The 24,846-nt window shown below is 69.0% G+C and carries 22 protein-coding genes and 1 pseudogene; 8 read left to right on the top strand and 15 right to left on the bottom strand.

Annotation, left to right across the window (positions count from 1 at the left end; translation table 11 throughout):
* Positions 1-62: 62 nt before the first annotated feature.
* From ACLJO0_RS40280 to ACLJO0_RS40270, 3 genes are all read right to left on the bottom strand, one after another.
* Complete coding sequence (locus tag ACLJO0_RS40280) at positions 63-1,271, bottom strand: GTPase (RefSeq protein WP_410585097.1); 1,209 nt, start codon at positions 1,269-1,271, stop codon at positions 63-65.
* A 31-nt stretch (positions 1,272-1,302) separates the two neighbouring features.
* The gene (locus ACLJO0_RS40275) at positions 1,303-3,069 is read right to left on the bottom strand and encodes a dynamin family protein (RefSeq protein WP_410585095.1); all 1,767 of its coding nucleotides are present in this window, start codon (positions 3,067-3,069) and stop codon (positions 1,303-1,305) included.
* Between the two features lie 121 nt (positions 3,070-3,190).
* Positions 3,191-4,297 (bottom strand): IniB N-terminal domain-containing protein, encoded by a 1,107-nt coding sequence (locus ACLJO0_RS40270; protein ID WP_410585093.1) that lies wholly within the window; start codon positions 4,295-4,297, stop codon positions 3,191-3,193.
* Between the two features lie 295 nt (positions 4,298-4,592).
* Between ACLJO0_RS40270 and ACLJO0_RS40265 the strand changes: the two genes are divergently transcribed.
* Both ACLJO0_RS40265 and ACLJO0_RS40260 read left to right on the top strand, forming a co-directional pair.
* Positions 4,593-5,735, top strand: a complete 1,143-nt coding sequence (locus tag ACLJO0_RS40265; RefSeq protein WP_410585091.1) for a molecular chaperone DnaK — start codon at positions 4,593-4,595, stop codon at positions 5,733-5,735.
* Positions 5,732-8,083 (top strand): LuxR C-terminal-related transcriptional regulator, encoded by a 2,352-nt coding sequence (locus ACLJO0_RS40260; RefSeq protein ID WP_410585089.1) that lies wholly within the window; start codon positions 5,732-5,734, stop codon positions 8,081-8,083. Before ACLJO0_RS40265 ends, ACLJO0_RS40260 begins: the two co-directional genes overlap by 4 nt.
* A gap of 57 nt (positions 8,084-8,140) precedes the next feature.
* Here the strand turns inward: ACLJO0_RS40260 and ACLJO0_RS40255 are convergent, their stop codons facing one another.
* Entirely contained in the window at positions 8,141-9,169 is a 1,029-nt protein-coding gene (locus ACLJO0_RS40255; RefSeq protein WP_410585087.1) for an NAD-dependent epimerase/dehydratase family protein, read from the bottom strand.
* Between the two features lie 88 nt (positions 9,170-9,257).
* On the opposite strand from ACLJO0_RS40255, the gene ACLJO0_RS40250 reads away from it, so the two are divergent.
* Positions 9,258-9,722: a VOC family protein gene (locus ACLJO0_RS40250; protein WP_410585085.1), complete on the top strand. Its 465-nt coding sequence runs from the start codon at positions 9,258-9,260 to the stop codon at positions 9,720-9,722.
* A 298-nt stretch (positions 9,723-10,020) separates the two neighbouring features.
* Here ACLJO0_RS40250 and ACLJO0_RS40245 read toward each other — a convergent pair.
* The 4 genes and pseudogenes from ACLJO0_RS40245 to ACLJO0_RS40230 all read right to left on the bottom strand — a co-directional run.
* A pseudogene (locus tag ACLJO0_RS40245) lies at positions 10,021-10,224 on the bottom strand (GNAT family N-acetyltransferase); the annotation flags it as partial.
* Positions 10,225-10,440: 216 nt separating this feature from the next.
* Positions 10,441-10,926 (bottom strand): NUDIX hydrolase, encoded by a 486-nt coding sequence (locus tag ACLJO0_RS40240; protein ID WP_410585083.1) that lies wholly within the window; start codon positions 10,924-10,926, stop codon positions 10,441-10,443.
* A 213-nt stretch (positions 10,927-11,139) separates the two neighbouring features.
* Entirely contained in the window at positions 11,140-11,907 is a 768-nt protein-coding gene (locus ACLJO0_RS40235; protein WP_410585081.1) for an inositol monophosphatase family protein, read from the bottom strand.
* A gap of 7 nt (positions 11,908-11,914) precedes the next feature.
* Positions 11,915-12,367 carry a hypothetical protein gene (locus tag ACLJO0_RS40230; protein ID WP_410585079.1) on the bottom strand — a complete coding sequence of 151 codons (453 nt, stop codon included), beginning with the start codon at positions 12,365-12,367 and terminating at the stop codon, positions 11,915-11,917.
* 275 nt (positions 12,368-12,642) lie between these two features.
* Here ACLJO0_RS40230 and ACLJO0_RS40225 point away from each other — a divergent pair, with 275 nt between their 5' ends.
* The gene (locus ACLJO0_RS40225) at positions 12,643-13,680 is read left to right on the top strand and encodes a DUF222 domain-containing protein (protein WP_410585368.1); all 1,038 of its coding nucleotides are present in this window, start codon (positions 12,643-12,645) and stop codon (positions 13,678-13,680) included.
* Positions 13,681-13,689: 9 nt separating this feature from the next.
* Here the strand turns inward: ACLJO0_RS40225 and ACLJO0_RS40220 are convergent, their stop codons facing one another.
* Entirely contained in the window at positions 13,690-14,853 is a 1,164-nt protein-coding gene (locus ACLJO0_RS40220) for a HEAT repeat domain-containing protein (RefSeq protein WP_410585077.1), read from the bottom strand.
* Positions 14,854-14,938: 85 nt separating this feature from the next.
* On the opposite strand from ACLJO0_RS40220, the gene ACLJO0_RS40215 reads away from it, so the two are divergent.
* Together ACLJO0_RS40215 and ACLJO0_RS40210 are read left to right on the top strand one after the other, a co-directional pair.
* Positions 14,939-16,420, top strand: coding sequence for a M20/M25/M40 family metallo-hydrolase (locus tag ACLJO0_RS40215; protein WP_410585075.1), 1,482 nt, complete (start codon positions 14,939-14,941; stop codon positions 16,418-16,420).
* Positions 16,421-16,427: 7 nt separating this feature from the next.
* The gene (locus ACLJO0_RS40210; protein WP_410585073.1) at positions 16,428-17,057 is read left to right on the top strand and encodes a hypothetical protein; all 630 of its coding nucleotides are present in this window, start codon (positions 16,428-16,430) and stop codon (positions 17,055-17,057) included.
* On the opposite strand, the gene ACLJO0_RS40205 is transcribed toward ACLJO0_RS40210, so the two are convergent.
* Positions 17,044-17,748, bottom strand: coding sequence for a class I SAM-dependent methyltransferase (locus ACLJO0_RS40205; RefSeq protein ID WP_410585071.1), 705 nt, complete (start codon positions 17,746-17,748; stop codon positions 17,044-17,046). The two genes, ACLJO0_RS40210 and ACLJO0_RS40205, sit on opposite strands and share 14 nt — an antisense overlap.
* Positions 17,749-17,923: 175 nt before the next feature.
* On the opposite strand from ACLJO0_RS40205, the gene ACLJO0_RS40200 reads away from it, so the two are divergent.
* Together ACLJO0_RS40200 and ACLJO0_RS40195 are read left to right on the top strand one after the other, a co-directional pair.
* Positions 17,924-18,178: a hypothetical protein gene (locus ACLJO0_RS40200; protein ID WP_026467456.1), complete on the top strand. Its 255-nt coding sequence runs from the start codon at positions 17,924-17,926 to the stop codon at positions 18,176-18,178.
* Positions 18,179-18,223: 45 nt separating this feature from the next.
* Positions 18,224-19,018, top strand: coding sequence for an LmeA family phospholipid-binding protein (locus ACLJO0_RS40195; RefSeq protein ID WP_410585069.1), 795 nt, complete (start codon positions 18,224-18,226; stop codon positions 19,016-19,018).
* A 24-nt stretch (positions 19,019-19,042) separates the two neighbouring features.
* Here the strand turns inward: ACLJO0_RS40195 and ACLJO0_RS40190 are convergent, their stop codons facing one another.
* The 5 genes from ACLJO0_RS40190 to ACLJO0_RS40170 form a co-directional block, all read right to left on the bottom strand.
* On the bottom strand, positions 19,043-20,137 hold the full coding sequence (locus ACLJO0_RS40190; protein ID WP_410585067.1) for a peptidase inhibitor family I36 protein: 1,095 nt from the start codon (positions 20,135-20,137) through the stop codon (positions 19,043-19,045).
* Between the two features lie 148 nt (positions 20,138-20,285).
* Positions 20,286-20,879, bottom strand: coding sequence for a hypothetical protein (locus ACLJO0_RS40185; protein WP_410585065.1), 594 nt, complete (start codon positions 20,877-20,879; stop codon positions 20,286-20,288).
* Positions 20,876-22,501 (bottom strand): VWA domain-containing protein, encoded by a 1,626-nt coding sequence (locus tag ACLJO0_RS40180; RefSeq protein WP_410585063.1) that lies wholly within the window; start codon positions 22,499-22,501, stop codon positions 20,876-20,878. Before ACLJO0_RS40180 ends, ACLJO0_RS40185 begins: the two co-directional genes overlap by 4 nt.
* Positions 22,498-23,652 (bottom strand): toxic anion resistance protein, encoded by a 1,155-nt coding sequence (locus ACLJO0_RS40175; protein ID WP_125785646.1) that lies wholly within the window; start codon positions 23,650-23,652, stop codon positions 22,498-22,500. The genes ACLJO0_RS40180 and ACLJO0_RS40175 overlap by 4 nt, the downstream gene beginning before the upstream one ends.
* The gene (locus tag ACLJO0_RS40170; RefSeq protein ID WP_410585061.1) at positions 23,652-24,740 is read right to left on the bottom strand and encodes a hypothetical protein; all 1,089 of its coding nucleotides are present in this window, start codon (positions 24,738-24,740) and stop codon (positions 23,652-23,654) included. Before ACLJO0_RS40170 ends, ACLJO0_RS40175 begins: the two co-directional genes overlap by 1 nt.
* Positions 24,741-24,846: the final 106 nt, after the last annotated feature.

Genomic DNA, 24,846 nt, shown 5'->3' with positions numbered 1-24,846 from the left:
CCCCTTTCGCCTGGTCAGAGTCACCATAGAGAGGTCTATGGTGACTCCGGGGCCGGCAGGCGTCAAGCCACGAACAGGCTGAGCAGTCCCTCGACCGAACGCACGATCACCCGCGCGGCGGCGCGTTCGGCGTGCGCGGCATCGGGCCGCTCCGCCTCCTGCCGCCAGCGGACGAGCGCGTCTTCCGCGGCCGCGTGGATCTCGGCGGGATCCACGTCGGGTTCGAGACCGAGCCGCTCGGTGGGCGCGAGTCCCTGCGCGCCGAGCAACCGGACCGCCTCCTCGGCGATCTCCCCGGACAACGCCGTGCGGCCACCGCGGATGCCGGCGATGAGCCGCAGTTCACGGAAGTCATGCGCGGCAGCGGCGAAGCGCTCCACGCGGGCGGCCAGCCGGTCGCCGTGCGGAAGCGGTTCGGCGGCGAGCAGCCCTTCCAGCCGCACCACCGCCGTGCGTGCCTTCAGCGCGTCGGCCCTCGCGACGAAACACCCCGCGAGCGTGTCCCGCAGGTCGCCGAGGCCGCTGCGGTGCACGAGTTCCGCCGAAAGTTTCAGCCTGCTCTCGCAACCGGTGCGGATCAGGGTGATCGCCAGCCGGACTCCGTAGAGGCCGAACCGCGACACCAGGTGTTTCCTCGACTCCGGCGGGACCCCCACCGGGAACGGATCGTCCACAAAGGAATCCACGGACAGCAGATACCGCTCCAGCTCCGGCCGGGAGACCGACGCCAGCGCGCGCAATACCTCGAATTCGTCGTCCCGCAGCGCACGGCCCGCGTACCCCAGCTGCCCGGCGACCGCGATGACCCCCTGGAACCCCGCGCAATCCGGGTCCTCGCGCCAAGCCCGGCGTGCCAGCTGTTTCGCGGTGAGCAAGGCGTCGATCCGGCCCGCGCCGACCTCGTCGGCCCTGCCGAGCACCAGCACCGAATTCACCGCCGTCTGCCGTGCGAACGGCGAACCGCCCACCGGCCGGGTGCCGGCGAGTTCGTCGGGTTCGAGATGACGCACCAGGCGCACCGTCGCGTCGACGTGTTCGGCGGGTGCCGGGGTGTCGAACAGATCGAGTTCACGCAAGGCCCTGGTCGGCCATTCCGCCAGCGCGGAGACCAACGTGGACTTGCCGGTGCCCGGCGTGCCCGCGAAGCCGACCCGCAGCGGTTCTTCCAGTCGCTCCAGGCATTCCCGCAGCATCGCCACCGCGTGCGGCCTGCCGCGATAGTGCGCCGCGGCCTCGTTCAGGAGTTCGCGGACATCGAGTGCGGTGTTCATGCCGCCTCCGCGGGAAAGAGTACGTCGGCGGTCACGCCGAAAGCTCCCGGCGCGGCGCGGCGCCACTGCCGAGCGCCCCCGCCTTCCGGTGCAGTGCGGCCAGCCGGTCGATCTCCTTCTTGACCCGTTGGGTGCGCCGGTCCCGTTCGGCGGAGCCCGCGATGATCAGTTCCCGTTGGCGGGTCAGCTCTTCCGCGAGTTCGTCGGACAACGCGACGAAATGATCGCGCAGCCGCCGCTGGACCTGACGGACCTCGTCCTTGATCTCCTTGCTGAACCGGATGAACACGTCGTCGACGTGCCGCTGCGCCGCGGCCTTCGCCAGCGCCTGGCGTCGCTGCAACCGCATCCCGCCTTCGTCGCGCACACTCTTGGTGGCGAAAGCGACACCGGCGCCGAGGGACACCGGGTTGATCAGCGGCAGCCCGGCGAGACTGGTGACCAGGCCGAACATCAGCACGCCGCCGTAGGAGCCGCGCAAGCCGGTGAAGAGTTTCTGCCCGATCTTGAACCGCTCGATCTTGGGGGCGCCGACCTCGGGGATCGAGTCCACTCCGGACCCGGTCAGCGGCAGTTCCGGGGCCTGGCCGTAGCGCGGCCCGAAACTCGTGGCGACCGCGTGCGCGATCCACGTCGCCCGGTCGGACACCCAGTTGTAGTTCGTCTCGACGGCTTCGGCGAGGTTCTCTTCCAGCCAGGTCTGGAAATCCGGCCAGATCTGCACCGGATCGCCCTCGTCGAAGGTGCGGTCGATATGGCGCACGATCACCCTGGTCCGCTCGCGCAGATCGTATTCGGCGTCGGAGATCAGGTCGGTGATCTCGTCCGACAACAGGTTCTGCCAGCGGACGTTCTGCCGCCGCAGCTCCTCGGTGCGCCGTTGTGCCTGGTGCAGCAGGGTGACCTGATCGGTCCCGTTGTCCTGGGAGACGGCGTTGAGCCGCGCCTGCAGCGTCTCGACGAGTTCGACCGCCGCCGCCCGCACACTCACCGCGGCGGCGAGCGCACGGGTGCGTTCGATCGGGCGCGCGGCCTGTTCCCCCACCCAGTTCAGGAGTTCCGGGAAACCGGACCGTCCGTTCAGGCCGGCGTCACCCGCCTTCGCGGCCGCTTGGCGCACCGTCGCTGACACGGGGAAGACGTCGGCGACGACACCGGTCTCGGAGAGCGCGGCGCGATTGCGGGCGGCGAGTTCCCGCCAGTCCGGGCTCACGTCGATCTTGGTCAGTGCCAGCACCAACGCGGGGCACCAGGTCCGGATATGCCTTGCCAGCGCCAGTTCGGCGGGCTGGAGTTCCTGCGTCGCGTCGGAGACGAGGATCACCGCGTGCGCGTCGGCGAGGACGTCGAGGGTGGCGGCCGTGCGCGGCGATCGGGGATCCCCGATCGCCGGGGTGTCCACCAGCACCAGTCCCGTGCCGAGCAGTTCGCGCGGCAGGCCGACTTCGACCCGGCGCAGTGAACCGGGCGGCCGTACCTCGAGTTCCTTGGCGAGGTTCCCGACCGGCACGCTTTCCCTGGCGTGCCCGATCAGCGTCGCGGCGGGGTCCGCGGCGTAGCCGATCTCGGTGGGCACGGCGGGCGTGCTCGCGTCCCCGACCGCGCAGACCGGCGCGTTCAGCAGCGCGTTGAGCAGGTAGCCCTTGCCCTGCTTGGGAAAACCGACCACCGCGATCCGGGTGCCCGGCGCCTGCTGGTCACGTCTGCGCCGAAGGCGTTCGGCCAGGTCGGCGCGACCGTGGGCGGCACAGGCGTCCAAGGTCTCGTTGAGCACGTCGAGCCAGGCTGGGGCTGTCACGGGGATGCAGTGTTCCCTTAACCAAGCGCGGAATCAATGTGGCATGGGCCAACACGAGCGTGCGGGCCCCGCGACCTGGTGCGGTCGCGGGGCCCTGGCACAGAACTGAAAAATATTCGGATCAGCCGATGTGGATGTCGTTGTTCGAACCGATGTCGCCGGTGCCGATGTGCACGTCGTTCAGGTTGCCGATGGTGTGGCCGATGTTGTTGCCGACCTCGGAAACCGTGTCGTGGACCTCGGAGACACCCGCGTGGTTCGCGACGTTGGCGGCTTCGTTGGCCACGTTGCCGGTCACGTCGCCGTTGTTGTGGGCGATGTTGTTGGCGATGTCACCGTTGCCGTAGTTGTTCGCGATGTCGTGCACCTTGGTGGTGACGTCCGCGACACCCGTCTGCCCGATGACGCTGGTGAGGTCACCGACCGTCGACAGGAAGTCGGGGGCACCGCCCGCGACACCGTCGGCGCGCGGCAGGTCGCCCGCCAGGTCGCCGACGGCCGGAACCGAGTCGACGGCCGGGAGACCGGCGGTGTCCACGGCCGGGACGTCGTGGACCAGGTCGGTCGCGGTGTCGACGGCACCGGTGGCGACGTCACCGGCCTGCGCGGCGGGGGCGGCGTCGAGGCCACGCGAAAGGTCGTCGGTCAGGCCGAAGCTGCCGACGGTGTTCTGCGCGAGCGCGGTCACGCCGGCGGCGGCGTTCGACACGTCGGTCACGTCGGAGACGGCCGGGACGGCGGGCAGGCCCGGGACGTCGACCGGCAGGTCGCCCACGGCGGGGACGGCCGGCAGGCCACCCAGCTCCGGCAGACCCGGAACGGCCGGGAGACCGGCCTCGGGGAGGCCCGGAAGGCTCGGCACGCCGGGGAGGGCGTCGGCACCGGGGACGGCGACCGGCAGGCCGGCGGTCAGCGCGGTGAGCTGGTCGATCGCGCCCTGGACGCCGTCGGCGCACTCGCCGTCGGTGCCGTTGACGGCGTTGGTGACGCCGCCGAAACCGGCCAGGTTGTCGGCGGTGGCCGCGGTGGTTCCGGTGAGGTCGGTGGCGGTGTCGACCGGGACGAAGTCGAGCACCAGCGGGACGACCTCGTGCACGTCGGCGGCGTTGATGTCACCGAGGCCGGCGTCGGCCAGCACCTGCTGCGGGTCGTTGGCGAACGCCGCACGGGCGGCGGTGTCGTTCAGCAGGTTCAGCGTGAAGTCGTGCAGGGTCTGGACGGAACCCATGAAAGGACTCTCCTGAAGGTCTAGGTCGGTGGGGCAGGCACAGCGGCCGGAGGGCACGGCTGAGCGCAGGTCACCGAAGTTAGTGAGCGGGTGCCACTGGGCACATCGGGGATCACTCCTGGTCGTCGCTCACTCAGCCAATAGGGGATCGGTATGACATCGTTAGGGCGTTAGGGGCTTAACCGAGACGCATTCAGTTGGGTTTAATGCCAACTCTCACCCAGACGGGTCAAGCCGTTCAGGTGAGTGGCCCTATTTGGTCCTTAGGGGCTGGTCAAGCGAAGGAGGATGCTCGTTGCCCTACGTCCTCGGCATCGATATCGCCTCGACCCGCACCACCGCCGCCACCTGTGTGAACACCGGCGACGGCTGGGGCGTGCCCGAGCCGTCGTGGCTCGGCGCGCGCGGCCCGGCGGCGGCGTCCGCGGTGTTCCTCGACGACGACGGCTACCTGCTCACCGGGGACGCCGCCGTCGAAGCGGGCCGGTCCGCGCCCGCCCGGCTGCTGACCGGATTCCACGAACGGGTCGGCGACGACGTCCCCGTGATCGTCGGCGGCGAGCGGTTCCCGGCCGAATCCCTCAGCGCGGTCCTGGTGGACGCCGCGGTTGATCAAGCGGCCGAACGCTTCGGCGAGAAGCCGCAACACATCGTGCTCACCCACCCCGTCGGCTGGGGTTCGTTCCGCCGGGAGCTGCTGCGCCGGGCCTTGGCCGAAGCCGGCTTCCCCCGCGCCGCGCTGGTCGCCGCGCCCATCGCCGCACTGCACGCGTACCTCGCCCCGCAAGGCGACGTCACCGCCGGTGTCTGCGAATTCGGCCCCGACGGCGCGGTGGTCACGATCGCCGCGGCCGGCGTCAACGGCTGGCAGCCGGTCAAAACGGTGGAGGGCGTCGAGCCAGGCGAGGCCGTCGGCAAGGTCTTCGAACTCGCGCACGGCGCGGGGATCCCGCCGCAGGCGCTGGCGGGCATCGTGCTCTGTGGCGACGCCCCACCGGTTCCCGGCCGGACGCCGTGCCCCGTCTTCGCGTCGAGTGATCCGGTGCTGACGGTGGCGACCGGTGCGGCCAACATCGCCGCGCGACGTGACCTTCCTCAACCCGGCGGCCCGGCGTCGAACGCCGTCGCGACCGTCGAAACCACCCTTCTTCCCCGGGTCGACGTGCCAGGAGAGCTCACCGAGCGGCCCGAACGGCCGCCCGTCGACATCACCCCGTTCCCCTTGCCAGAACGCACCGGGGCGGCGAAACTGCTCAGCCGACGCAAGCCGCTCGTGGCCGGTGCCGCGATCGTGGTGCTGGCCGCGACGACGCTGCTGCTCACCTTGACCACCCGAGAAGCCACCGCAGACAAGGGTCCCGAAGCCCCTCCCACCACTTCGAGCTCGTGCGCGCCGGGCACCCCCGGCGTGACTTCCTCCCCCGAAGGTCGCTGTTGAACGCACTGCTCGACAAGCCCGGCATCATCCATCCGGGTGCCCGGCGCCTGCTCGACGAGGTGACCACCGCCCCGGAACTCCCGGTGCGGGTCACCGTCGTCGCCCCCGGCGGGCACGGGAAGACCCATCTGCTCGGCCTGCTCGGACGCCACTTCGACCACGCCGGGGTCGAGGCGGTGCTGGTCGACGACGCCGACCAGCTCGGCGACGACGAGATCGCGAAGATCAGGACGCTGGCGGAGGAAACGACGGCACCCGTCGTCCTGGCCTTCCGGCCCGCCGCGCGGACCACCACCTTGCGCGCACTCGCCGATTCCTTCGGCAGGGCGGTGACCTTGGGCGCGTTCGGCGTCGACGACGTCCGGCGGCTCGTCGAGCACGCCGGCGGCGACCCGGCCACGGCTGCGGACGTCCACGCCAGGACCGGTGGCGTGCCGGGGCTGGTGGTGCGGGCGGTCACCGGCAGGCTCGCGGACTTCCGCGGTGAGCTGGAACAGCTCGACGACGACGTCCACCGGTTCCTGATCGCGGCCGAGGCAGGCGCGGGCCGGAATCTAGATCTCCTGGCGGCCCTGCTCAACCGCGATCGCGAAGGGCTGCCCGAAGTCTTCGACAGCGCAAGGGCGACCGGTCTCCTCGGCGAGGACGACGTGCTGCTGCCGATCGCCGCCGAGGCCATCCGCACCTGGGGGTCGCCAGGGCGGCGGCTGACGGTGCTGCAGCGGCTGGTGGAACTCCAGCTGCGCGACGGACTTCCGGTACTGGACCTCGCCCGATCCCTGCTGGGAACGGGAAGTTCGGGCGCGAGCGCGGCGGCGGCCTTCGAGGCGGCCGCGCGTGAAGCGATGCCCGACGACACGAAACTCGCGGCGCGGTTCTACGAAGCCGCGTCCGAGGCCGGTGGGCGCGGCGCGGCGCTCACCGTCGGCTGGGCGCACGCCGCGGCGCTGGCCGGGGATCTCGACACCGCGCTCCGGCTCGGCGACGGGATGCTCGGCAGCACCTCGGATACGGACGCCAGGGCCGCGGGTGCCGAAGTGGCGGCGACCGTGCTGGCGCATCGCGGCGAACTGGCGCACAGCGCGGAGCTGTACCAATGGTCAGGCCGGGCGGGCTCGAAGGCGTTCGCCGCGATCGCGTTGCTGGGCACCGGAAAACTCGAAGCCGCCCGCGGCGTGCTGGAAACCCCCGAAGTGCCGACCCTGTTCGCGGGCGCCGCCTCACGGATGGCGCGCGCGATCACCGGTTCGGTCTCCGGCTGCGGCGCCGAAACCCTGTCGGCCCTGCTGGGCGCGGCTTCGATGCTGGAATCGGCGGGGGCGCCGGCACCGCTCCCGGACAGCCCGGCGGCCCTCGCCGCGTTGGTGGGCCTGCATTCCGGCGAACTCGCGCTGGCCGAGTCGGTGTTGAGCCGCGCGGTGAGCGGGCGGATCGGCGGCGACCTGCTCGCGAAACGGCATCGGCTGCTGCTCGGCTGGGTCGCGATGACCGCGGGCGACCTCAAAACGGCCGCCGGGGCCTTGATGCCACCGGACGGTCTCGAAGCGCGCGACGAACTCTTCGCCGCCACCCTGCAACTGGGCCTGGCGCGGCGGTCGAGTGATCTTCCCGGCCTGCAACGCTCGTGGGACCGGGCGTATCAGGCTTCGATGCGGCAGCAGCCGGACCTGTATTCCTTGCTGCCGCTGGGAGAACTCGCGATCGCGGCCGCACGGGGCGGCGCGAGCGCCAAACTGGCCGGGCAACTCGAGCGAGCGCACACCGTGCTCGACGCGCTCGGCAACCCTCCACTGTGGACCGCAACCTTACGCTGGCACGAACTGCACGCCGCCATCACCGTCGAGGATCACAAGTCGGCCGCGGAACATCTGGCCGCACTCGACGATTTCGCGTCCTGCGGACGCTATCCGGCCGCACTCGCCGCCGCCGCGACCGGCTGGCTCGCGGTCTTGACCGGCACCTTCGACCCCGAAGAGATCACCGCGTCCTCCTCGGAACTGCACGAACTCGGCCTCTGCTGGGACGCTTCCCGCCTGGCGGGCCAAGCGGCGATCCGGACCTCGGACCGCAAGGCGATGGTCCAGCTGCTCGAAGCGGCCCGCCAGTTCCAAGGACGCGCTCCGGAACCCGCCACCACCACCGGGTTGAGCACGTTGAGCGAACGCGAACTGGAGGTCGCCCGGCTGGTCGTCGACGGGCTGACGTACAAACAGGCCGGGAGCAAACTGTTCATCTCAGGCAAGACCGTGGAGCACCACATGGCCCGGATCCGGGGGAAACTCGGGGCCGGGGACCGGCGGGAGCTGCTGGCCATGCTGCGGGAGTTGCTTGCGGAGGGCGAGGGCTGAGCCGGTCGTTCCGGGGAAGCTGACCGATCGGGTCTGTGGCTTTCCGTCGGGCTCCAGCTACCGCGTGGCGAGGTAGTCGTCCTCGGCGGCGTAGTTCACCATCGGGGCGAAGTACTCGTGGTCGAACCCCGGCGACTGGGAGGTGTTCCGGCCCGCACTGGAGACCAGCCAGTCCAGCTCGGCGGTCACGGTGGTGGCGTAGTCGCCGGACGGCCGGTAGCCCAGTCGCCCGGCGGCGGTCATGTCCAGCCGGATACCCGGTATGCGGTCCCAGTGGTGCAGGCCGAGTCCGGCAGGGGCTTGGTCGTCGAGGAGCACTTCCTCCCACCGATGGCCGAGGTATCTCGCGATGGTCCGCGAGATGTCGAGGGCGTCGGGTGCGTCCGGGTCGGCGCAGTTGAGGACACGCCTGCCGGGGTCGTTCGCGGCGGTTGCGATCAGAGCGGCGATGTTCCCGGCCGCGCTCGGGTGGTCGACGCCGCGGCCACCGCGGGACAGAAGAAGGACCTCACGCCGATCCAGTACGCGTTTGACGAACACCCATTCACCGGGTTCGGTCGCCCCCTCGCCATGGACTTTGGATGGTCGCAGAACGGTGACCGGACGTCCGCTGTCGAGCAGGACACGTTCCGCGGCGACCTTGTTGGCGCCGTAGCCGTCGCGAGTGCGGTAGTCGAGATCCTCGCGTGGGGCCATGGTCGGCTGCGACTCGCGGATCGGGCCGTCGAATGCCGGCGCGGCGGCCGAGTTCACGTGGTTGCCCGCCGCGTCGACGTACACGGCCTTGCTGGAGATCATCACCGTGGACCCCACGTCGTCCAGCAGCGGCAGCAGATCACGGGCGTGCTCGGCGGTGAAGCACAGACAGTCGACCACCAGATCCGCCCCCGCACCGAGCGCCACCGCGACTCTGCCGGGTTCGCCGCGGTCCGCGGCGACGAACCGGCCACCCGCGACCGCGACATCCTCGGACATGCGCGAGGCGTCTCGGCCGACAACGGTCACCTCCCACCCGGCGGCCAGCAACCGGCGTGCGGTGGCGCGACCGATCAGCCCGGTCCCGCCGAGAACGACTGCGCGCGACATCGATCAACGATAGCGCCGTCCGTCCCTCGCCCCAGGCTCGTGGGCGGCCACGAATTTTCGTGTACCGCGGAGTTGGTAGACAGGACGGGTGAACGCCTTCTACCACCTGTGCTTCGTCGTTCGAGATATCGGACAGGCGACCGAGGACCTCACCCGCACTCTCGGTGTGACCTGGAGTCCAGTCCGTACGGGCACCCTCGGGAACTGGGACTACAGCATCGTGTTCTCCACCGACGGGCCACCGTTCTTCGAGGTGATCCAAGGACCCGCCGGCAGTCCGTGGGACGCGACCGACGGTTCCCGCTTCGACCACATCGGCTACTGGTCCAAGGACGTCATGACGGACAAACAGCGCCTGGCGGATCGAGGCGCGCCGATCGAGTTCGACTCCTGCCCCTACGGTCGCTCCTTCACCTACCACCGGCTCGACAGCATCGGGGCCAGGATCGAGCTGGTCGATCTCGCGGTCCAGCAGGGATTCCGCGACACCTGGGCCCAGGAGACCGCGACGATGCCGCCACTCGACCTCGACGACCCGGCCGCCGGACCGTGAGGGACTGTTCCGAGATCGAGTGGACGTCAGCGCACGCACGGCGGCAAGAGCGGAGATTCGAAACCTGGCTACAGGCGATCCGCCGGGATCTCGTAGATGATCTCAAGCCCGTCCTCGTCGTCCCACTGTTCGCCGACCTTGACGAAGCCGTACTGCGATGCCAACCGATAAGAGGCCGTATTGCCGGGGCTGATCGTGACCCGGACGGTGTGTGCCTGCGGCTCCTGGGCGGCCCCGACTCCAAAGCCGCCCGCGCGTAACCCCGTCGCCGGTGTGCCGGGTCGACGGCGTAGCCGATCTCCACCATCCCCGATGTGTCGGGAGGCCCGTGGTAACCGGCCGTACCGACGGCCAGTAGATGTTGCCGGTCCCAGATGATGCCGGTGACCCAGGCGGCGCTGCCGGAGTCCGCCGCGACCTGCCTGCCGCGCCTCTGCCACAGCCCACGCCGGTCCGATCCGGTCAGGTAGGCCGTCAGCGGTACCGGGCTGGTCGCGGTCACTCCGGCCAGATCACCGCGAGCGAGCGAGTCGAACACGGGGCCGGTCAGATGCACGATACGAACCGCCGGCTTCGGCCTGTTCGATGTCGCTGCGTGATGATCGTCCGGCACGGAGACAAACCTGCCACGGCAGCCGAGCACGACGCACCCGATACAGCACGACCGCTCATCGGCATGTCTGCGCGCTTCGCGGCACGACAGCACGACCCGGCGAATTCAGCCGGTAGCTGCTTGGACCACGCGCCTGGCGATCTCCGCGTCCAGCGGGCTCATATCCTCACTCACCGGTTCCGATGGCGGCCACCATCGAAAGTCCAGCGCTTCATCGTTGACGGTCATCCGAGGCACGACCTGGAGCCGAACCCGATATACGGCCAGGAGTTCCCGACGCTCCGGCTTCGTGAGATCGAACTCGGCCATGGCGGCGAATGACAGGTCCACGCCGTGGATGCCGGTCTCCTCACCCAGCTCCCGTACCGCGGCCTCGCGCGGGCTCTCACCCGTCTCCCGCATTCCTCCCGGAAGCTCCCACTGCCTCCGCCGGCTATCGAACATCATCAGGACGGCTTCCGCGTGGACAACGACAACCAACGACGCGGGCACGGTCACCCGCTTGACCAGACGCCCCAATTCCTCTTCCGTGACGAAACGAAACTCGATCAAGGCGTTGCCGGCACGATCACAGATCGGAAGTTCAACCATGACGCCATTCCACCGCAATACCGACAGAATGCACACGAGACGAACCGCCCTGCGGCCCGCGCTCGAACGGGTCGTCGATCAGCGAGGACGCGTGCCCACCCTCGTTCTCGAAGATGACGGCGTGAAATGTTCCGCCGCCGCCGAGGTTACCCGCGCCGATCCCGACCGACAGGCGGGCGACGTGCGGATCCGGTCCGAGTGGACGTTCACTCCTCACGACCGGCCAGCCACGAGGCCGATCAGCTCTCGGTGGATCGCGGGATCGGCGGCCGCGACAAGTCCTTGAGCGCCGGTGTGGACGGCTTCCCCGGCGAGGTTGGTCACGACGCAACCGGCCGCCCGGCACAAGGCGATGCCACTGGTGAAATGCACACTGTCCTTCAGGTGCCCATCGGTGACGTAGGCGGCCCGCCGCCCGGCCGCGACCCAGGCCAGCGCCAGTGTCGTGGAAACCACGCGGGGGCGAAAGCGTCCGGTGAACGCGTCGTCCATCAGCATCCGTGCCGCGCGGAAGGACACGGCGTTGGGAAACGGCGGGTCGAGGTTGAGATCCACGAGATCGCCGCCCGGCCCAGGCACCAAGGGCTCGTCACGTCCGTCGCGACGGACGAACGCCTCGGCCCCGCCGGTCCAGAACACCTCTCCGGAGAACGGGTCCGCCGACACCGCCGCGGTCACGTCGTCGCCGGCACGCAAGGCGATGTTGACCGCGACCAACTGGGTCCGCACCGCGTAGTTCATCGTGCCGCACAAGGGATCGACCAGCCAGGTCCGCGATCCGGCTTCCTCGTCCGCGCCGTACTCCTCACCGACGACCCCGTCGTCCGGCCGCGCCTCCCGCAGAACTCCCCGGATCACGCGCTCCGCGGCGAGATCGGCCGCGGTGGCGAAATCGCCGTCGCTCTTGTCGACCCGTTCGATCGCGCGACCGTAGGATCGCCGGATCACCTCGCACGCGGCGTCCGCGGCTCGGATCGCCACCTCCGCGTCAGATTCCAAGGCGACCCGTGGCCGATTCGCACCATTCGGCATACCGGGTCCTCTGTTCCGCAACAGTCACTATCTGGTCGAGCTCCGCATCGGCCAGCGTGTCGACGAGGTCGGCTGCCGAGGTCTTGCTGCCGGTCCGCATTACGTAGATTCGCATACCACCACCCATATCCCTGCACATCCCGCTCGGATAGGTGTCGCGGCGGGCCCCTTGAACGGCGATCGCCCAACCCCCGGGTTCCAGCTGACGACGCAACCGGACGAGTGACTCGAACATGTCCATGGCGGTGGCCGTATACCGGTCACGGTCGAGGAACAGTTCGATCCGATAGAGGGGTCGCGGCCCGTCGTAGCCGTCAAGCCAGCCTCGCAGCCGCGCTTGTCGTCGCTCAACTCCTCGCGCCACCAGTACTTCTCGGTCTTCCAGCAGTCTCGGGTAGTCCTCGCTCACTCACCCATTCAAGCAGGCAAGCCGGGCTGTCGGTCACGGTCCGGGGTGAACGAGACGCCCGTTCACTCTCCGCGTAAATTCGATCACGCCTTTGCTGGCGGTCGAACATCAGTTCGAGTAAGATCGACGCCATGACCACAACTCTCCCTCATAACCCGAAAGCCGCTCGCTTTCTTGACGCCGCGTTCGACGAAGAGGTTTCGCTTCGTCGGACACAGGGACGTCAGGTTCGAGCGTTAGCCGATTTCGCCGTTCGCGGTGGATCACGAAGATCTGTGACCGAGGAGGTCGCCTTGCGCTTCTCGGTCACCCGCAACCACGCGTTCCTGCTCGTCGAGACCTCCTGCGCCCTCGTCGCTCGCCTGCCGAACACGCTGGCGGCGTTGGAGCGTGGCGATATCGACCTGTACAAGGCTTCCAAGGTCATGCAGCTGACGCGGGAAGTATCGGACGAAGTCGCGGCACAGGTCGACGCCTGGCTGACCAATCGGCTCGCCGATCGTGATCCCGGCGCGATCCGGGGCTCGGTGAGTCACGCCGTGCAGAAATTCGATCCCGACGGCTATCGCGAACGAGCCGCCAAGAAACGCGCGTTGCGGCATATCTCGTTGGAACACAACGACGAGACGATGTCCACGCTCGCCGGCCATCTTCCCACGGAAGTCGCCAGTTCCATTTACGCCTCAATGAGCCGGGCCGCGAGAGACCGGCGGAGCAAGGACAAATCCCGGACTCTCGACCAGCATCGCGCCGATATTTTCGCCGAACGCCTGCTGGCCGAGGACGGACATGGCAAGCCGCGTGCGCACATCCATGTCTATGTCGATTTCTTGACACTCGTCGGCGCGCGCAACGACCCCGCGACACTCGCCGGGTACGGGCCCATCCCCGATTGGCTGGTCCGCGAGATCGCCTCTGACCCCGACTCGACCTGGTCGCGGCTGATCACCGACTCCGCCACAGGCCAACTGGTCGAAGCCGGCGCCGACAAGTACCGGTCACCGGCCTCCTTGGCACGGTTGATCATGGCGCGGGATCGCGAGTGCACACAACCGGGCTGTCACCGGCCTGCCGAATTCTCCGAGATCGACCACATCATCTCTTGGGCTCGCGACGGCAAGACCAACCAGTACAACTGCCACAGTCACTGCAAAAGCCACAACCTGCTTCGAGAAGAACCCGGTTGGTCGGCCGTGCCCACCGGCGACGGCGGCATGATCATCACCACGCCGAGCGGCCATACCTACGAGACGGCGCCAGAGCCGCTCCACGAGCCACGCCCAGGTCCCGAGGACGACGAACCTCAGGACTGAGCAACGAACTCAGGCCCGTGTCCGCAACGCCTTCAAAGCCGCCCTGACCACTCGTCGCGAAGGATCCTCGACCATCGACCTCACCGAATCGACCGGAACAGCATCCAGAATCCGCAGTGCCCCAACGGCTTGGGCTCGCACTCTGGCCAAGGGGTGCCTCAGCAACGGGTACAGCAGCTGTCCGTCCTCTTCCCGCCCCGACTCCGCAAGTCCCGCGATGGCCCCCAGGGAAGGGTTCGCACCGGAAACAGCGGACCGGTACCAAACGACGGCGTCGATGCCCGTACGCCGGGCGGCATCCCGTGCGAGCGCGCGGATCAGTGTGGAACGGTCGTCCAGCAGACCGGCGATTTCCTCCCAGTGACCGAGGCGCGCGAGTCCGGTCAGTGCGCTGATCCGTACCTCGCCGTGGCGGCAGGCGGCCAGCTTGCGCAGGACGTCCACGCGACCGGTCCAGACGGCCTGGCGTGCGACGGCCTCACCGGCTCGTGCGCGGATGCCCTTGTCGGAATTCGTCAGAGCAAGCCGGATCAGCTCGTCGAGTTTGAGGTCACCCCGCCGGGTCCGGACCTCGAACGCGAACCTCGGCACCGCGAGGTTCACCGAGCACATCAGCTGCTCGAGCACCGTCACCGGGACGTCGTAAGCGGCCGCGTACAGCTGTCGCACGCCGAAGCCGCCGCGGCGACGGCGCCCCAGGTGAAGCATCGTTTCGGCAGCAGGCCGCAAGTAGGTCGCCGGATCATCGTGCAGCAGCCGGATGACACCCGCGCGGGCGACGTCGCGGACCGGAGACGCCCAGTCCGTCATGCGCAAAAGCAGGAACGGAAGTGTCTCCGGGCACGGTTTCGCCAGCAGTCTCGTGACCGCCAGTTCCCGGACCCGACCGTCGCGGTACGAAGCCGCGATCGCGGTGGTCAGCAGTCCTACCTTGCCGGCCCTGAGCGTCCGGGCGACGTCATCCAGAGCCCGCTCGTACCGCCAGTACTCGTCGAGAGTCGCGATGAGCGCCGGTGTCTCAGTGATCATCTCGAAGGCCGCCGCGATTTCAGCGGCAGCGCTGGACTTGTCGACGCGCACGAGCGCATCGACGAGCACGCCCACACGGTGCCCCCGGCTCTCCAACGTTTCCTGGAGTGCCTCGGCCACGGACTTCTTTCTCCCGAAGATCACCCGGTGATCGTCCCTCATCCCCCGTCCGCCGCGCTCATCCTTTTCGCGGGTAGACGCCCGAACACAAGGCGCGTAGGAACGGAGAATGGCTGAGGAAAGGTCCAGACGAGTTTTCCTGTCCACGTCGGCCGCGCTCTCGGCGGCCGCCCTGTCATCAACCGCGCTGTCATCAACCGCCCTGTCATCAACCGCGCTGTCATCAACCGCTCTCTCCTCGACCGCCGGCGCCGAAGAGCCCGACGATCGGCTCACTGACGAACGTGGCCCCGGCGAACGTCTCACCCCGCAACGACCCGACGCCGAACTCCGGGCGATCCTGCGGGAGATCGACGAACACCGGATCGAGGCAACCGTACGCAGGCTCGCGGCTTTCGGGACGCGGCATACGTTGTCCTCGCAGACCGATCCCGTCCGCGGCATCGGCGCCGCCCGCGACTGGATCTTCGCGGAACTGGAGAAGTCCGCGGAACGGTCGGGCGGCCGGATGAAGGTCGAGTCGCAGTCGTATCTGCAACAGCCCGCTCCGCCCAGGATCCCTGTCGCCACCACGATCACCAACGTCGTCGCCACCTTGCGCGGCTCCACCACTCCCGAGCGGGTCTATGTCGTGTCGGGCCACTACGACTCGCGGTGTTCCGATCCGCTCGACGCGACGAAGGACGCGCCGGGCGCCGACGACGACGCTTCCGGGGTGGCCGTCGCGATGGAGCTCGCCCGGGTGTTCGCCACTCGCCGTCCGGCCGCGACCATCGTGTTCGCGGCGGTCGCGGGTGAGGAACAAGGCCTGTTCGGCGCGCGGCATATGGCCACGCTGTACAAATCGGCGGGCACGAACGTGCAGGCGGTGTTCACCAACGACATCGTCGGCTCGAGCCGGGCGGACGACGGCACGAGGGACCCGCGCACGATCCGGTTGTTCGCCGAAGGGGTGCCGACGTCGGAAACCCCGGCGCAGGCGGACATCCGGCGCGCGGTCGGTGGCGAAAACGACTCGCTGTCCCGTCAGCTGGCCCGGTTCGTGCGCTCGGTCGCGGAGAACGACGCGACCGGAATGGCCGTGCGGGTGATCCACCGGCGCGACCGCTACCTGCGGGGCGGCGACCATATCCCGTTCCTGGAGCAGGGCTATCCGGCCGCGCGGTTCACCGAACCGCACGAGGATTACGCGCACCAGCACCAGGACGTCCGGGTGGAGAACGGCCGGCGGTTCGGCGATCTGCCGGAGTTCTGCGATTTCCCGTTCATCGCCAGGGTCGCGCGGGTCAACGCCGCGACGATGTGGTCGCTGGCGACCGCGCCGGGCACCCCCGAAGACGTCCGGATCCGGACGAACCGGTTGACGAACGACACGGATCTGGTGTGGCGGCGCGGAACAGACCCGGATCTCGCCGGTTACGAGGTCGTGTGGCGGGAGACGACGGCGCCCGACTGGACGCACGCGATCAAGGTCGGCGACACGACCGAGGCTAAAGTGGATCTGTCGAAGGACAACGTGTTCTTCGGTGTGCGCGCGGTCGGGAAGAACGGCCGCCGCGGTCCGGTCGCGTTTCCGACACCTTTGAGCTGATGCCACGATGACGATCACGCCCGACGACCTCGACGCGGCGCTGGCGAGTGTCGTCAGCGGACTGCGTCAGGCGTCGGGCTGTGACTGGCGATCGGCGCCGGGCACCGGCGAACTGAACGCCTGGCGCACGGCCGAGCATCTCGGCGACTGCCTCATCTCCTACGCGGGACTGCTGATCGCCCGGCCGTCCACGCCGCGTTTCGTCTGCTTCGAAGCCGTCGCCGACCAGGCCGCGACGCCGTCGGAGCTGCTGGAGTTCGTCGCGGTCGGCGGCGGCATCCTCGGCGCGACGCTCCGCACGACGGACCCGGACGTCCGCGCGTACCACCCGAGCGGACGCGCCGACCTCGAGGGTTTCACCGGAATGGGCTGTGTCGAGGTCCTGGTCCACGGCGAGGACATGGCCAGAGGCCTCGCCGTCACCCTCGACCCGCCACGTGACGCCTGTTCGCGAGTGCTCGCGCGGATGTTCCCGGACGTGGACGCCGCCGGCGTCGACCCCTGGACGGCGCTGCTGTGGGCGACGGACCGGGTGGACCTCCCCGGACGTCCCTCCCGCGCCGGCTGGCAGTGGCGCGGCGCACCTCTGGACAACTCACCCGATGCTGAGAGCACAGCGCCGTTCACCGGGGCCTGAACGCCACCACGGCGGCCTGGACACCGTTCCGCCACGCCACGGCCGCCTCGTCGACCGGCCCGGCCTCCAGCGCCCGCAGGTGCCACTCGGCCGGAGGATGCCATTCGGCCGAAGGTGACTCTCCGAACAGCCGGTTCCTTTCGGCCACCGCCGGGCCGAGCACCGGGTCCTCCGCGACCTGGCTCCACCAAGCGCCCCAGAGATCTTCGCCGTCCTCGACCGTGGACGCCACCGGCTCCCCATCCGGCATGTCGTCCACGTTGGCCACTAATCCGCCCGCCCGCACGAGCCCGCCGAGTTCGGCGTACAGCTCGGTCAACCGGCCGGGCGGCAGGTAGTGCAGCGCCATGACCGCCAGAACGGCGTCGTAGCCGGTATCCGGCAGCAGGGCGGTCCAGTCCGGCTCCCGCAGATCGGCCCGGACCACCTGCACCGACGACGGCAGGGACGAGCCGGCGATCGTCAGCATCACCGGGTCGAGATCGAGCAGAGTGACCTCCGCCCCGGGCACGCGTTCGAGCAGGCGGGAGCAGAGGGTGCCCGTGCCGCCTCCCACGTCCAGCACGCGCGGCGCGGGACCTTCGCACCGCGTCTCGACCAGCTCGATCATCCGCTCGATCGCTTGCGCGCGCCCTGGCTGATATCTCGCCATCAGGCGTTCCCAGCCGTCATTCCAGTCGCCGACAGTCATGTTGGCAATGATAATCGATATCACTTAGTAAGCACTCCGTCACAGCGCGCCTGCGGGCAGTACGCGAGGTACGGCCGATCGGCGCAATCTGACCACTGAAGCGTTTGTCACGGCGGAATCCGGGAACTTTTCCGATATGTCCAGATGGCGAACCACCAGTAGGAGCAACACCGCCGTGCGGGTCATCACCGGCATCGGCGCGGTGTTCGCTTTCATCGAGTTGCTGTACATGGTGATGGTGCTCGCAGGAGCCAACGCGGGCAACGGTTTCTTCATCTTCATCCAGGCGCTGGCCAAACCGCTGGCCTTGTTCTGGCCGGGCCTTTTCCCGGTGAGTGACCCGAATCTCGCGGTCATTCTCGACTACGGCCTGGCCGCCGCGTTCTGGGTGATCCTGGCGGGTGTCATCGCCCGTTTCGCGGCCCGCTGACCCCCTGCGGCGGCGATCGGCGTCCCGTTCGGCGACACTGGTCGGATGAGCGACGGCAGATGGTTCGACCTGAACCCGCTTCCCGAGCTGTTCGGCCTGGCCGCCGCCGGGCGGGCGCTGTTGCCGAACGTGCCCGTGACCCCGGCCGCGGTGCTGAAGACCGTCACCGAACAGCTGGTCGGGCGACGGCTGACGACCAAGGTGGACGGGCACGACGTCGGCCTCACGCTGACGGGACTCGACTACCAGGCCGACAGCCTCAGCCTGGCGGCCACCGGGCGGATCGGCGACGTCCGCATCGTCGTGGAGGACGTCGACTGGCCGGAGACGCCGCTCGAACGCATCACCGTGCTGGCGTCGAACGTCCGTCTCCGCTCTCTGCCGTCCCCTGCCGCGATCCCCGAGCAGGTGCGGATGGCGATCCGGGTTTCGCCCGAAGTACTGCAGGCGCGGGTGGCCGAGGCGCGGCCGGGCATCATCGTGACCCCCGGCGATGACGGGCATTTCCACGTCCGCTGGGAAAAGCGGCCCCGCTGGGGTCATCTCGCCCTGGAGTCCACTGTGGAGGGCGGCGCCGTCGTCCTCCGGCCGATCGCCGTCCACATCGGACGCCGCCGGTTCGGCCCGCCGTCCCGCCTCAAGCCGATCGTGCTGCCCCTGCCGGAACTCCCGCAAGGGATCCGGCTCACCGCGGTCGAGGCGCACGACGGCCACCTCGTCCTGCACGCGCTGGCGGAGGAGTGGCCGGAAAGGCTGTCCACCATCCCGCTCGGCGATCTGCTGGGCTGGGTGACGACGGCGGTGACCACCCTGACCCTGCCGAGGCTCGGCGGCCGCTGACGACCGCCGAGCCGGACCACCTGGCTAGCTGTGCAGCGATCCCTGCGCGACGCGCACCGCGGGCACGGCAGGCGCGGCCGCGCTTTCCGACCGCGACGATGCGGACGACCGCACGAGACCGGCCGACTTCCCGCACACCCTCTTCTTCTCGTCCGACGTCATCTTCTTGCCGACCGTCCTGGTCTGGCCCACGACACCGGGCGCCGGTCCTTCACCGCTGAAGTTCCAGACATACCACTGATGGTGACCCCATTTGCGCTTGTCGTACCACATGTCGTACGAGCCGCTGGCCACTCGCATCACCGGTGAGCGGTCCAGACCCGCCCAGTAGCCAGGGTTGACCTCGATCCGGGTCTCGACGCTCTCGCTGGTCTCCCAGCCCCATTCCTGGCCCCACGTGCGCTTGTACGCGACCGACCAGTCGACGAGGAACTGGAAGCCCGCGCTCACGCTGATCTCGTTCGACACCGTGTTCTTCCCGCTGCGGGTGTCGCGTTTGCCGATCACCTGGGTGATCTTGTTGGCGCTGCAGTTGTAGACCGTGTCCACCCGGCCCCAGTCGCCGTAGAAGTCCTGGCCGCGCTGGTCGACGTGGGCGTTGCAGGTCTTGGTGGCGCGGCCACAGTCCTTGAGCAGTTCGGCGCGGGACGGCCCGCGCGAGTACACCACCGAACTGCCGCGGTCGTTCATGTTCGACCCGTAGTTGCCGCTGTCGTTGGCGTACCACTCCTGGCGTTCGCCCTGGTATTCGGCGTGCTCGTACATCGTGATGTAGCAGTTCTGGAACGTCTGGAACGAGGAGATCTTGTCGTTCCAGTTTCCGAGGAAGCCGACGGTCTGATTGGTCCCCTCGACGCACGGGGACCCGGTGACGGCGACGCTCGCGCCGCCGAAGTTCGCGTGTTCGTACAGCACGCTGATCACCGTCGCGGAGGCACCGACCTCGCCTGCCGACGCCGCGGCGAGCGATTCGCCGAGGCTGTCGAAGCACCGGATCGCTCCGGTCGCTGTGTCGGCGACGCAGTGATCGTCGCGTTGTTCGGCGTTCGCCGGGGTACCGCCGGCGAGGCACACCACCACCGCGGCCACCACGGCCATCCACTGTCTGTACTTATGCACGCCTGAACTCCCTTGGGAAGACGGAATGCCGGCCATGACGGGGCCGACGGTACGCAGTCCACCACAAGGATCCCGGCTTGCCCACGGAGAACGACCGGTGATCGGGACACCTGGAGTTCCTACTGGGCAAGGGTTTCTCTCACTGGGACTACGTCTGGCCCCGCTCCCGCAGATATCGCGTGTGATCGGCCTGCTGGTGGACATCCCCCGCGTAGAACCGTTCCGCGATGCGATGCGCTTCGGTTTCCAGCAGCTCCAGTTGCGCCAGGAGTTCGTCGGACGCACTGGGCTCGCCGCTCGCGCGCCGTTTGGCGGCGAACCACCACGGCAGGTTGAGGTACGTCTCCACGGAAAGCGGCAGATCCGTCCGTGTCAGCCGGGTGACGGCGTGCTGGACGTCCGGGTTGGCCGCCCATCGCTCCGGTCGCGAAAGCAGGTCTTCGAGCACTTCGGCGATCCGCCGGACACTGTCCACAGAGGACTCCGGCATCCGTTGTGCCCGCGCGGTCACCTTGTCCACCAGCGAGCCGAGGTCCGCGCGCAGCTGACCGGCCTCGGCCTCGGCGGCCACCGAGACCAGCCGGACCCGTTCCGGCGGCGCGAGCAGGGCGAACACCGCGTACAGCCCGGCGACCACCACCGGCCACAGCGCGCCGACGACGCCGGTCAGGTACAGCGCGAGCCCGATCAGCCCGCCGACGCAGCCGGCGAGGTTCTTCGTGGAGCCGAGGTACCGGATCACTGGTACCCGCGGATTTCCTGGAACACCTTGGGCAGGACGTCGCCGCGCGCGTCGAACACGTTGCCGCCGGTGCGTTTCGCGACCTCGCCGAGTTCGGCGGAGTCGCCTTCCCCGAAGATCACGGTGAACACCGGGATCTGCCGCACCGCCTCCGGCAGCGCCGGGAACCTCGCCTGGAAGTCCGCGAACTTGGCGCCGTTCGCGTTCTGCCCGTCGGTCATCAGCACGATCGAGGTGAACCGGTCGGGGTCGCGCGCGACCAAAGGGCCCATGATGTCGTGCGCGCGCTGAAGGCTGTCGTAGATCGCCGTCCCGCCGTTCGCGTCGAGGCCCTCGGCGAATCGCTTGATCTTGTCCAACGTGGGTTGGGGATCACCTTCCGGGACGACGAACGTCTCCGGGCTGCCCGGCACGGTGTCGAATGGCAGCATCGTGACCTCTTCGCGGCTGCGGAACCGGCGGTACCGGCCGGTCAGCGAACCGTCGGCGCCGGTCAGCCCGATCAGCGCGGTGCGCAGCGACTCGATCCGGTCCCCCGCCATGGAGCCCGAGGTGTCGAGTACGTACAGCGTGCGCGACGGACGCCGGATCTTGTCGAAGTAGGCGCCCAGCAACGCGTCGACCGCTTGCTGCGTCGCGGGGAACGGCAGCTCGACGAGATCCTTTTGCGCGAACTGCTGTCCGAGCTGGACGCCGGGCACGACGGGGCGGCGCTGCGTGGTCTCCATGATCTTGCGCTGCGTGTCCGGCGTGCGCAGCCGTTCGGCCAGCTTGCGGTGCGCGTCCCGCGCGTCGGGATTCGCGCTCTGCACCAGGGTCAGCGGGTAATCGGCGGTGACGACACCGTCGGAGGGATACACCAGCGTCAGCGGTTCGGGGAGCTTCCCGGTCGCGTTCATCGACAGCAGGACGGACTCGTAGTTGATCAGTCCGTCGACCTTCTTGCCGGGATCCTGACCGCTCGCCCGCCGCCGGTAGGCCTCGGAAAGCCAGCCCGACGAGCCCGCCGACATCGCCTGCGCGCTGAAGAACTCGGTCAGTTTCGGGGTGACGGCGGCGATCTGCTGCGCATCGACCGCGTTGCCCGCGCCCGCGAGCGCCGACGCCACCCCGACGAGCGCGGAGAAGCCGGAGTTCGACGCCGACGGATCGGTCATGCCGTAGGTGAAGGCCTTCTTCCCGGCCTGCTCGGCGATCTCGCCCCAGCCCACCGGCCGTCCGGTCCAGCCGAGCCGCTGCGCCGCCGAAGCGGACAGGCCGAGCACCACCGGCGAACTCATGATCTTCACCTGCTCGCCCAGCCGTTTCGCGGCCTCCGGAACCGCCGCGGGGTACCGGTTCGACGAGAACCAGACGGCGTCGTACTGGCCGTCCGCCTTCCCGTTCGCGAGCGTCTCGGTGCCTTCCAGCGTCCCGGTGAACTGGAACTTCACCTTGACCCCGGTCGCCGCCGCTTCCTGCTCCAACAGCGGCTGCATATCGGCCAGCTCACTGCCCGCGAGCACCCTCAAGGTGCCCGGTTCGGCCTCCCCAAGGCCACGCGTCTCACCTTCGCTCGAATCGCAGGAAACCAGTGACAGCGCGCAAACCGCGCTGACCGCCAAGACCGTCCAGCGTTTCACGATGCCCCCTCGGCCGTCGCCGTCTCGTGAGAGCGGCGCAGATGGTCTTCGGCTCGCCGGATCTCGCCGGACAGCGCCTCGACGGTCGCCGCCATCGTCGAGACGGCCCCCGCCTTGAACTCGTCGATCGCGTCGATGCTGCGATAGATCCGCTCGAACGACTCGCGGATCGTCGCCACCGCCACCGCCGGATCACTGCCCGCGCGCTGGATTTCGGCGCTGCGCAGTTCCAGCATCTCGGCGTTCGCCCGGATCAGCCCGTCCGTCGTGGCCTGCACGGCCTGGACCTCGTCGAGGACGTCGCGCTGCCCGGCGAGCGCGCCGCTCACCAGCAGCGCGACCCGCAGTGCGGCGACCGTGGTCGACACCGCCCGCTCGATCCCCCGGATCAGCTCGTCGTTGTTGCGCCGCACCAGATCCAGCGCCAGATAGCCCTGCGCGCTCACCGCGAGCTGGGTCAGCAGATCCTGGTGCCGCTGCCGGATCGGATGCAGTGCGTCGGCCCGCAGCGACTTGGCCCGAGCGGGATCGGTGAAGTCGAAGATCCCGGCTTGACGTTCGACGGCGGTGTCGACGGCCTCGGCGAACGCGGCCGCTTCCGAGAGCTTGCCGAGCGTCGCCCACAGCCGCTCGCGCTCGCCCTTGAGCGCGGCGTTGTCCCGCCGCAGGACGTCCTGCCGCGCACGTAGGTCCAGTACCAGCGCGTTCACCGGCTCGTTGGCCGCGCGGTAGCGGTCGAGCGCCTTCTTCGCGCTGCCCGCGACCGGGATCAGCCCCATCAGTTTGCGGCCGGTGATCGGCAGTTTCGCCGGGTCGATCTCCGCCACGGCCCGCCGGAGCCCGGCGAGGCTGACCGTCGCCTGCTGCTGCGGTGACCCGATTTCCGCCAGCGCCCGCGACGAGCGGTCCAGCAGCGCGCCCGCGACGGTCGCCGCCGCCCGCATGTCGGACTCGCCGACCGCGAGCAGTTCGTCCAGCACGCGGGTGAACTCCGGGGACCGGACGTCGAGCGCTTCGAGACGCCGGGCGAAACTCTCGGCGCGCTTCGCGACCTCGGCGTGGACCTCCGGCGCGAGCGTCACCAGACCCGCGGCCCGCTCGGCCGGGATCGCCTCCACCGGTTCGGGTGGAGTGAGCGTGAAATCGTCCATCAGTACTGCTTCTTCACGGCGTCGAGCAGCCGCTCCAGCGTTTCGAACGACGGCGGCTCGACGGCGTCCACCAGATCCGACGGCACCGGCGCCTTGGCCGCGGCGACGACGTCGGCGAACAACCGCGGGTCCCCGGTGCGGAAGCCGAAGGTGGCGGCGAGTTTCCCCAGTTCCGGGTCGGTCGCCAGCAGCCTGCCGACCTGGTCACCGTTCGGCTTCAACGGGACCAGCGTGTGCTTGGAGTACACCGTCGGCGCCATGTAGAGCAGGCGCATGTCCGGCCGGATCGAGCCGTCCGCGCGGACCAGCCGGTCGACGAACTGCGATTCGTAGATCAGCGCCAGCGGCGTCTTGCCCATCCCCGCCGCGAGGTAGTCCTCGAACGGGCCTTCGGTGCTGTTCTGTGTGTAGCCCTGGTCGATGAACAGCTTCGACACGCCGGGCAGGACCTTGGCCTCGGCTTCCGGCGTGCTGACCACGTTGTTGCCGTTGGCGACGAACGAAACGATCGACAGGTACATCGCCGCCGAGTTCGATTCACGCGGATCCGTGGTCGTGACCAGCACGTTCTTGCGGGCCGGGAAGGCGGTGTTGCCGGGGAGCTGGTCCCAGCGTGTGCCCCGCTGCGCGAGTTCGAGGTACTTCGCGACGTCGAGCACCTGGTAGTCCCCGGCGCCCTTGCGCACGATCCCGTTGGCGCTCAAGAGGTTCACGATCGGCTCGAAGGTCGCGACCGCCATCGGCGACTGGAACGGCGTGTGCACGCCGGTCACCTTGTGGTCGCGCTGGATCCGCTGCGCGGCCGGCGACGAGGACGGGAACGCGAACTCGTACTTCCCGAGGTCCATACTCGCGATCTGCCGCGAACCGGCGGTGTCGACCTCGACCTTCAGCCCGTGCCGGGCGAATGCTTCCGCCACCCTCTTGTCGGAGAAGAACGCGAGCTTCTCCGATCCGATGACGCCGCGCACCGTGGTCAGATCGGTCCCCCGCGCGGTGTTCTCGTCACCGCCGCGGTCCCAGACGATCACGGCGACCACGGCCAGTAGCAGCACCACTGCCAGGCCGATCGACAGACGACGTTTCATCGGCCCACCCCCTCGTTCACCAGGTCGATCTTTCAGCCCGTTCGACTCTTTTGACGCGCGGGTGAGCCATTTCGAAATGAACGATCGATGAACGAAAGAAGTCGTC

The sequence above is a fragment of the Amycolatopsis sp. lyj-108 genome, assembly GCF_046549005.1.
In the GTDB taxonomy this organism is placed as follows: Bacteria; Actinomycetota; Actinomycetes; order Mycobacteriales; family Pseudonocardiaceae; genus Amycolatopsis.
The sequence above is the reverse complement of the archived record's forward strand: the minus strand, read 5'-3'. Positions and strand labels throughout refer to the sequence as shown.

Excerpts from the sequence above, each read along its gene's own strand:
- ACLJO0_RS40280 (WP_410585097.1), bottom strand. The coding sequence starts at position 1,271 with ATGAACACCGCACTCGATGTCCGCGAACTCCTGAACGAGGCCGCGGCG.
- ACLJO0_RS40270 (WP_410585093.1), bottom strand. The coding sequence starts at position 4,297 with ATGGGTTCCGTCCAGACCCTGCACGACTTCACGCTGAACCTGCTGAAC.
- ACLJO0_RS40255 (WP_410585087.1), bottom strand. The coding sequence starts at position 9,169 with ATGTCGCGCGCAGTCGTTCTCGGCGGGACCGGGCTGATCGGTCGCGCC.
- ACLJO0_RS40240 (WP_410585083.1), bottom strand. The coding sequence starts at position 10,926 with ATGGTTGAACTTCCGATCTGTGATCGTGCCGGCAACGCCTTGATCGAG.
- ACLJO0_RS40215 (WP_410585075.1), top strand. The coding sequence starts at position 14,939 with ATGGCTGAGGAAAGGTCCAGACGAGTTTTCCTGTCCACGTCGGCCGCG.
- ACLJO0_RS40210 (WP_410585073.1), top strand. The coding sequence starts at position 16,428 with ATGACGATCACGCCCGACGACCTCGACGCGGCGCTGGCGAGTGTCGTC.
- ACLJO0_RS40205 (WP_410585071.1), bottom strand. The coding sequence starts at position 17,748 with ATGACTGTCGGCGACTGGAATGACGGCTGGGAACGCCTGATGGCGAGA.
- ACLJO0_RS40195 (WP_410585069.1), top strand. The coding sequence starts at position 18,224 with ATGAGCGACGGCAGATGGTTCGACCTGAACCCGCTTCCCGAGCTGTTC.
- ACLJO0_RS40175 (WP_125785646.1), bottom strand. The coding sequence starts at position 23,652 with ATGGACGATTTCACGCTCACTCCACCCGAACCGGTGGAGGCGATCCCG.
- ACLJO0_RS40170 (WP_410585061.1), bottom strand. The coding sequence starts at position 24,740 with ATGAAACGTCGTCTGTCGATCGGCCTGGCAGTGGTGCTGCTACTGGCC.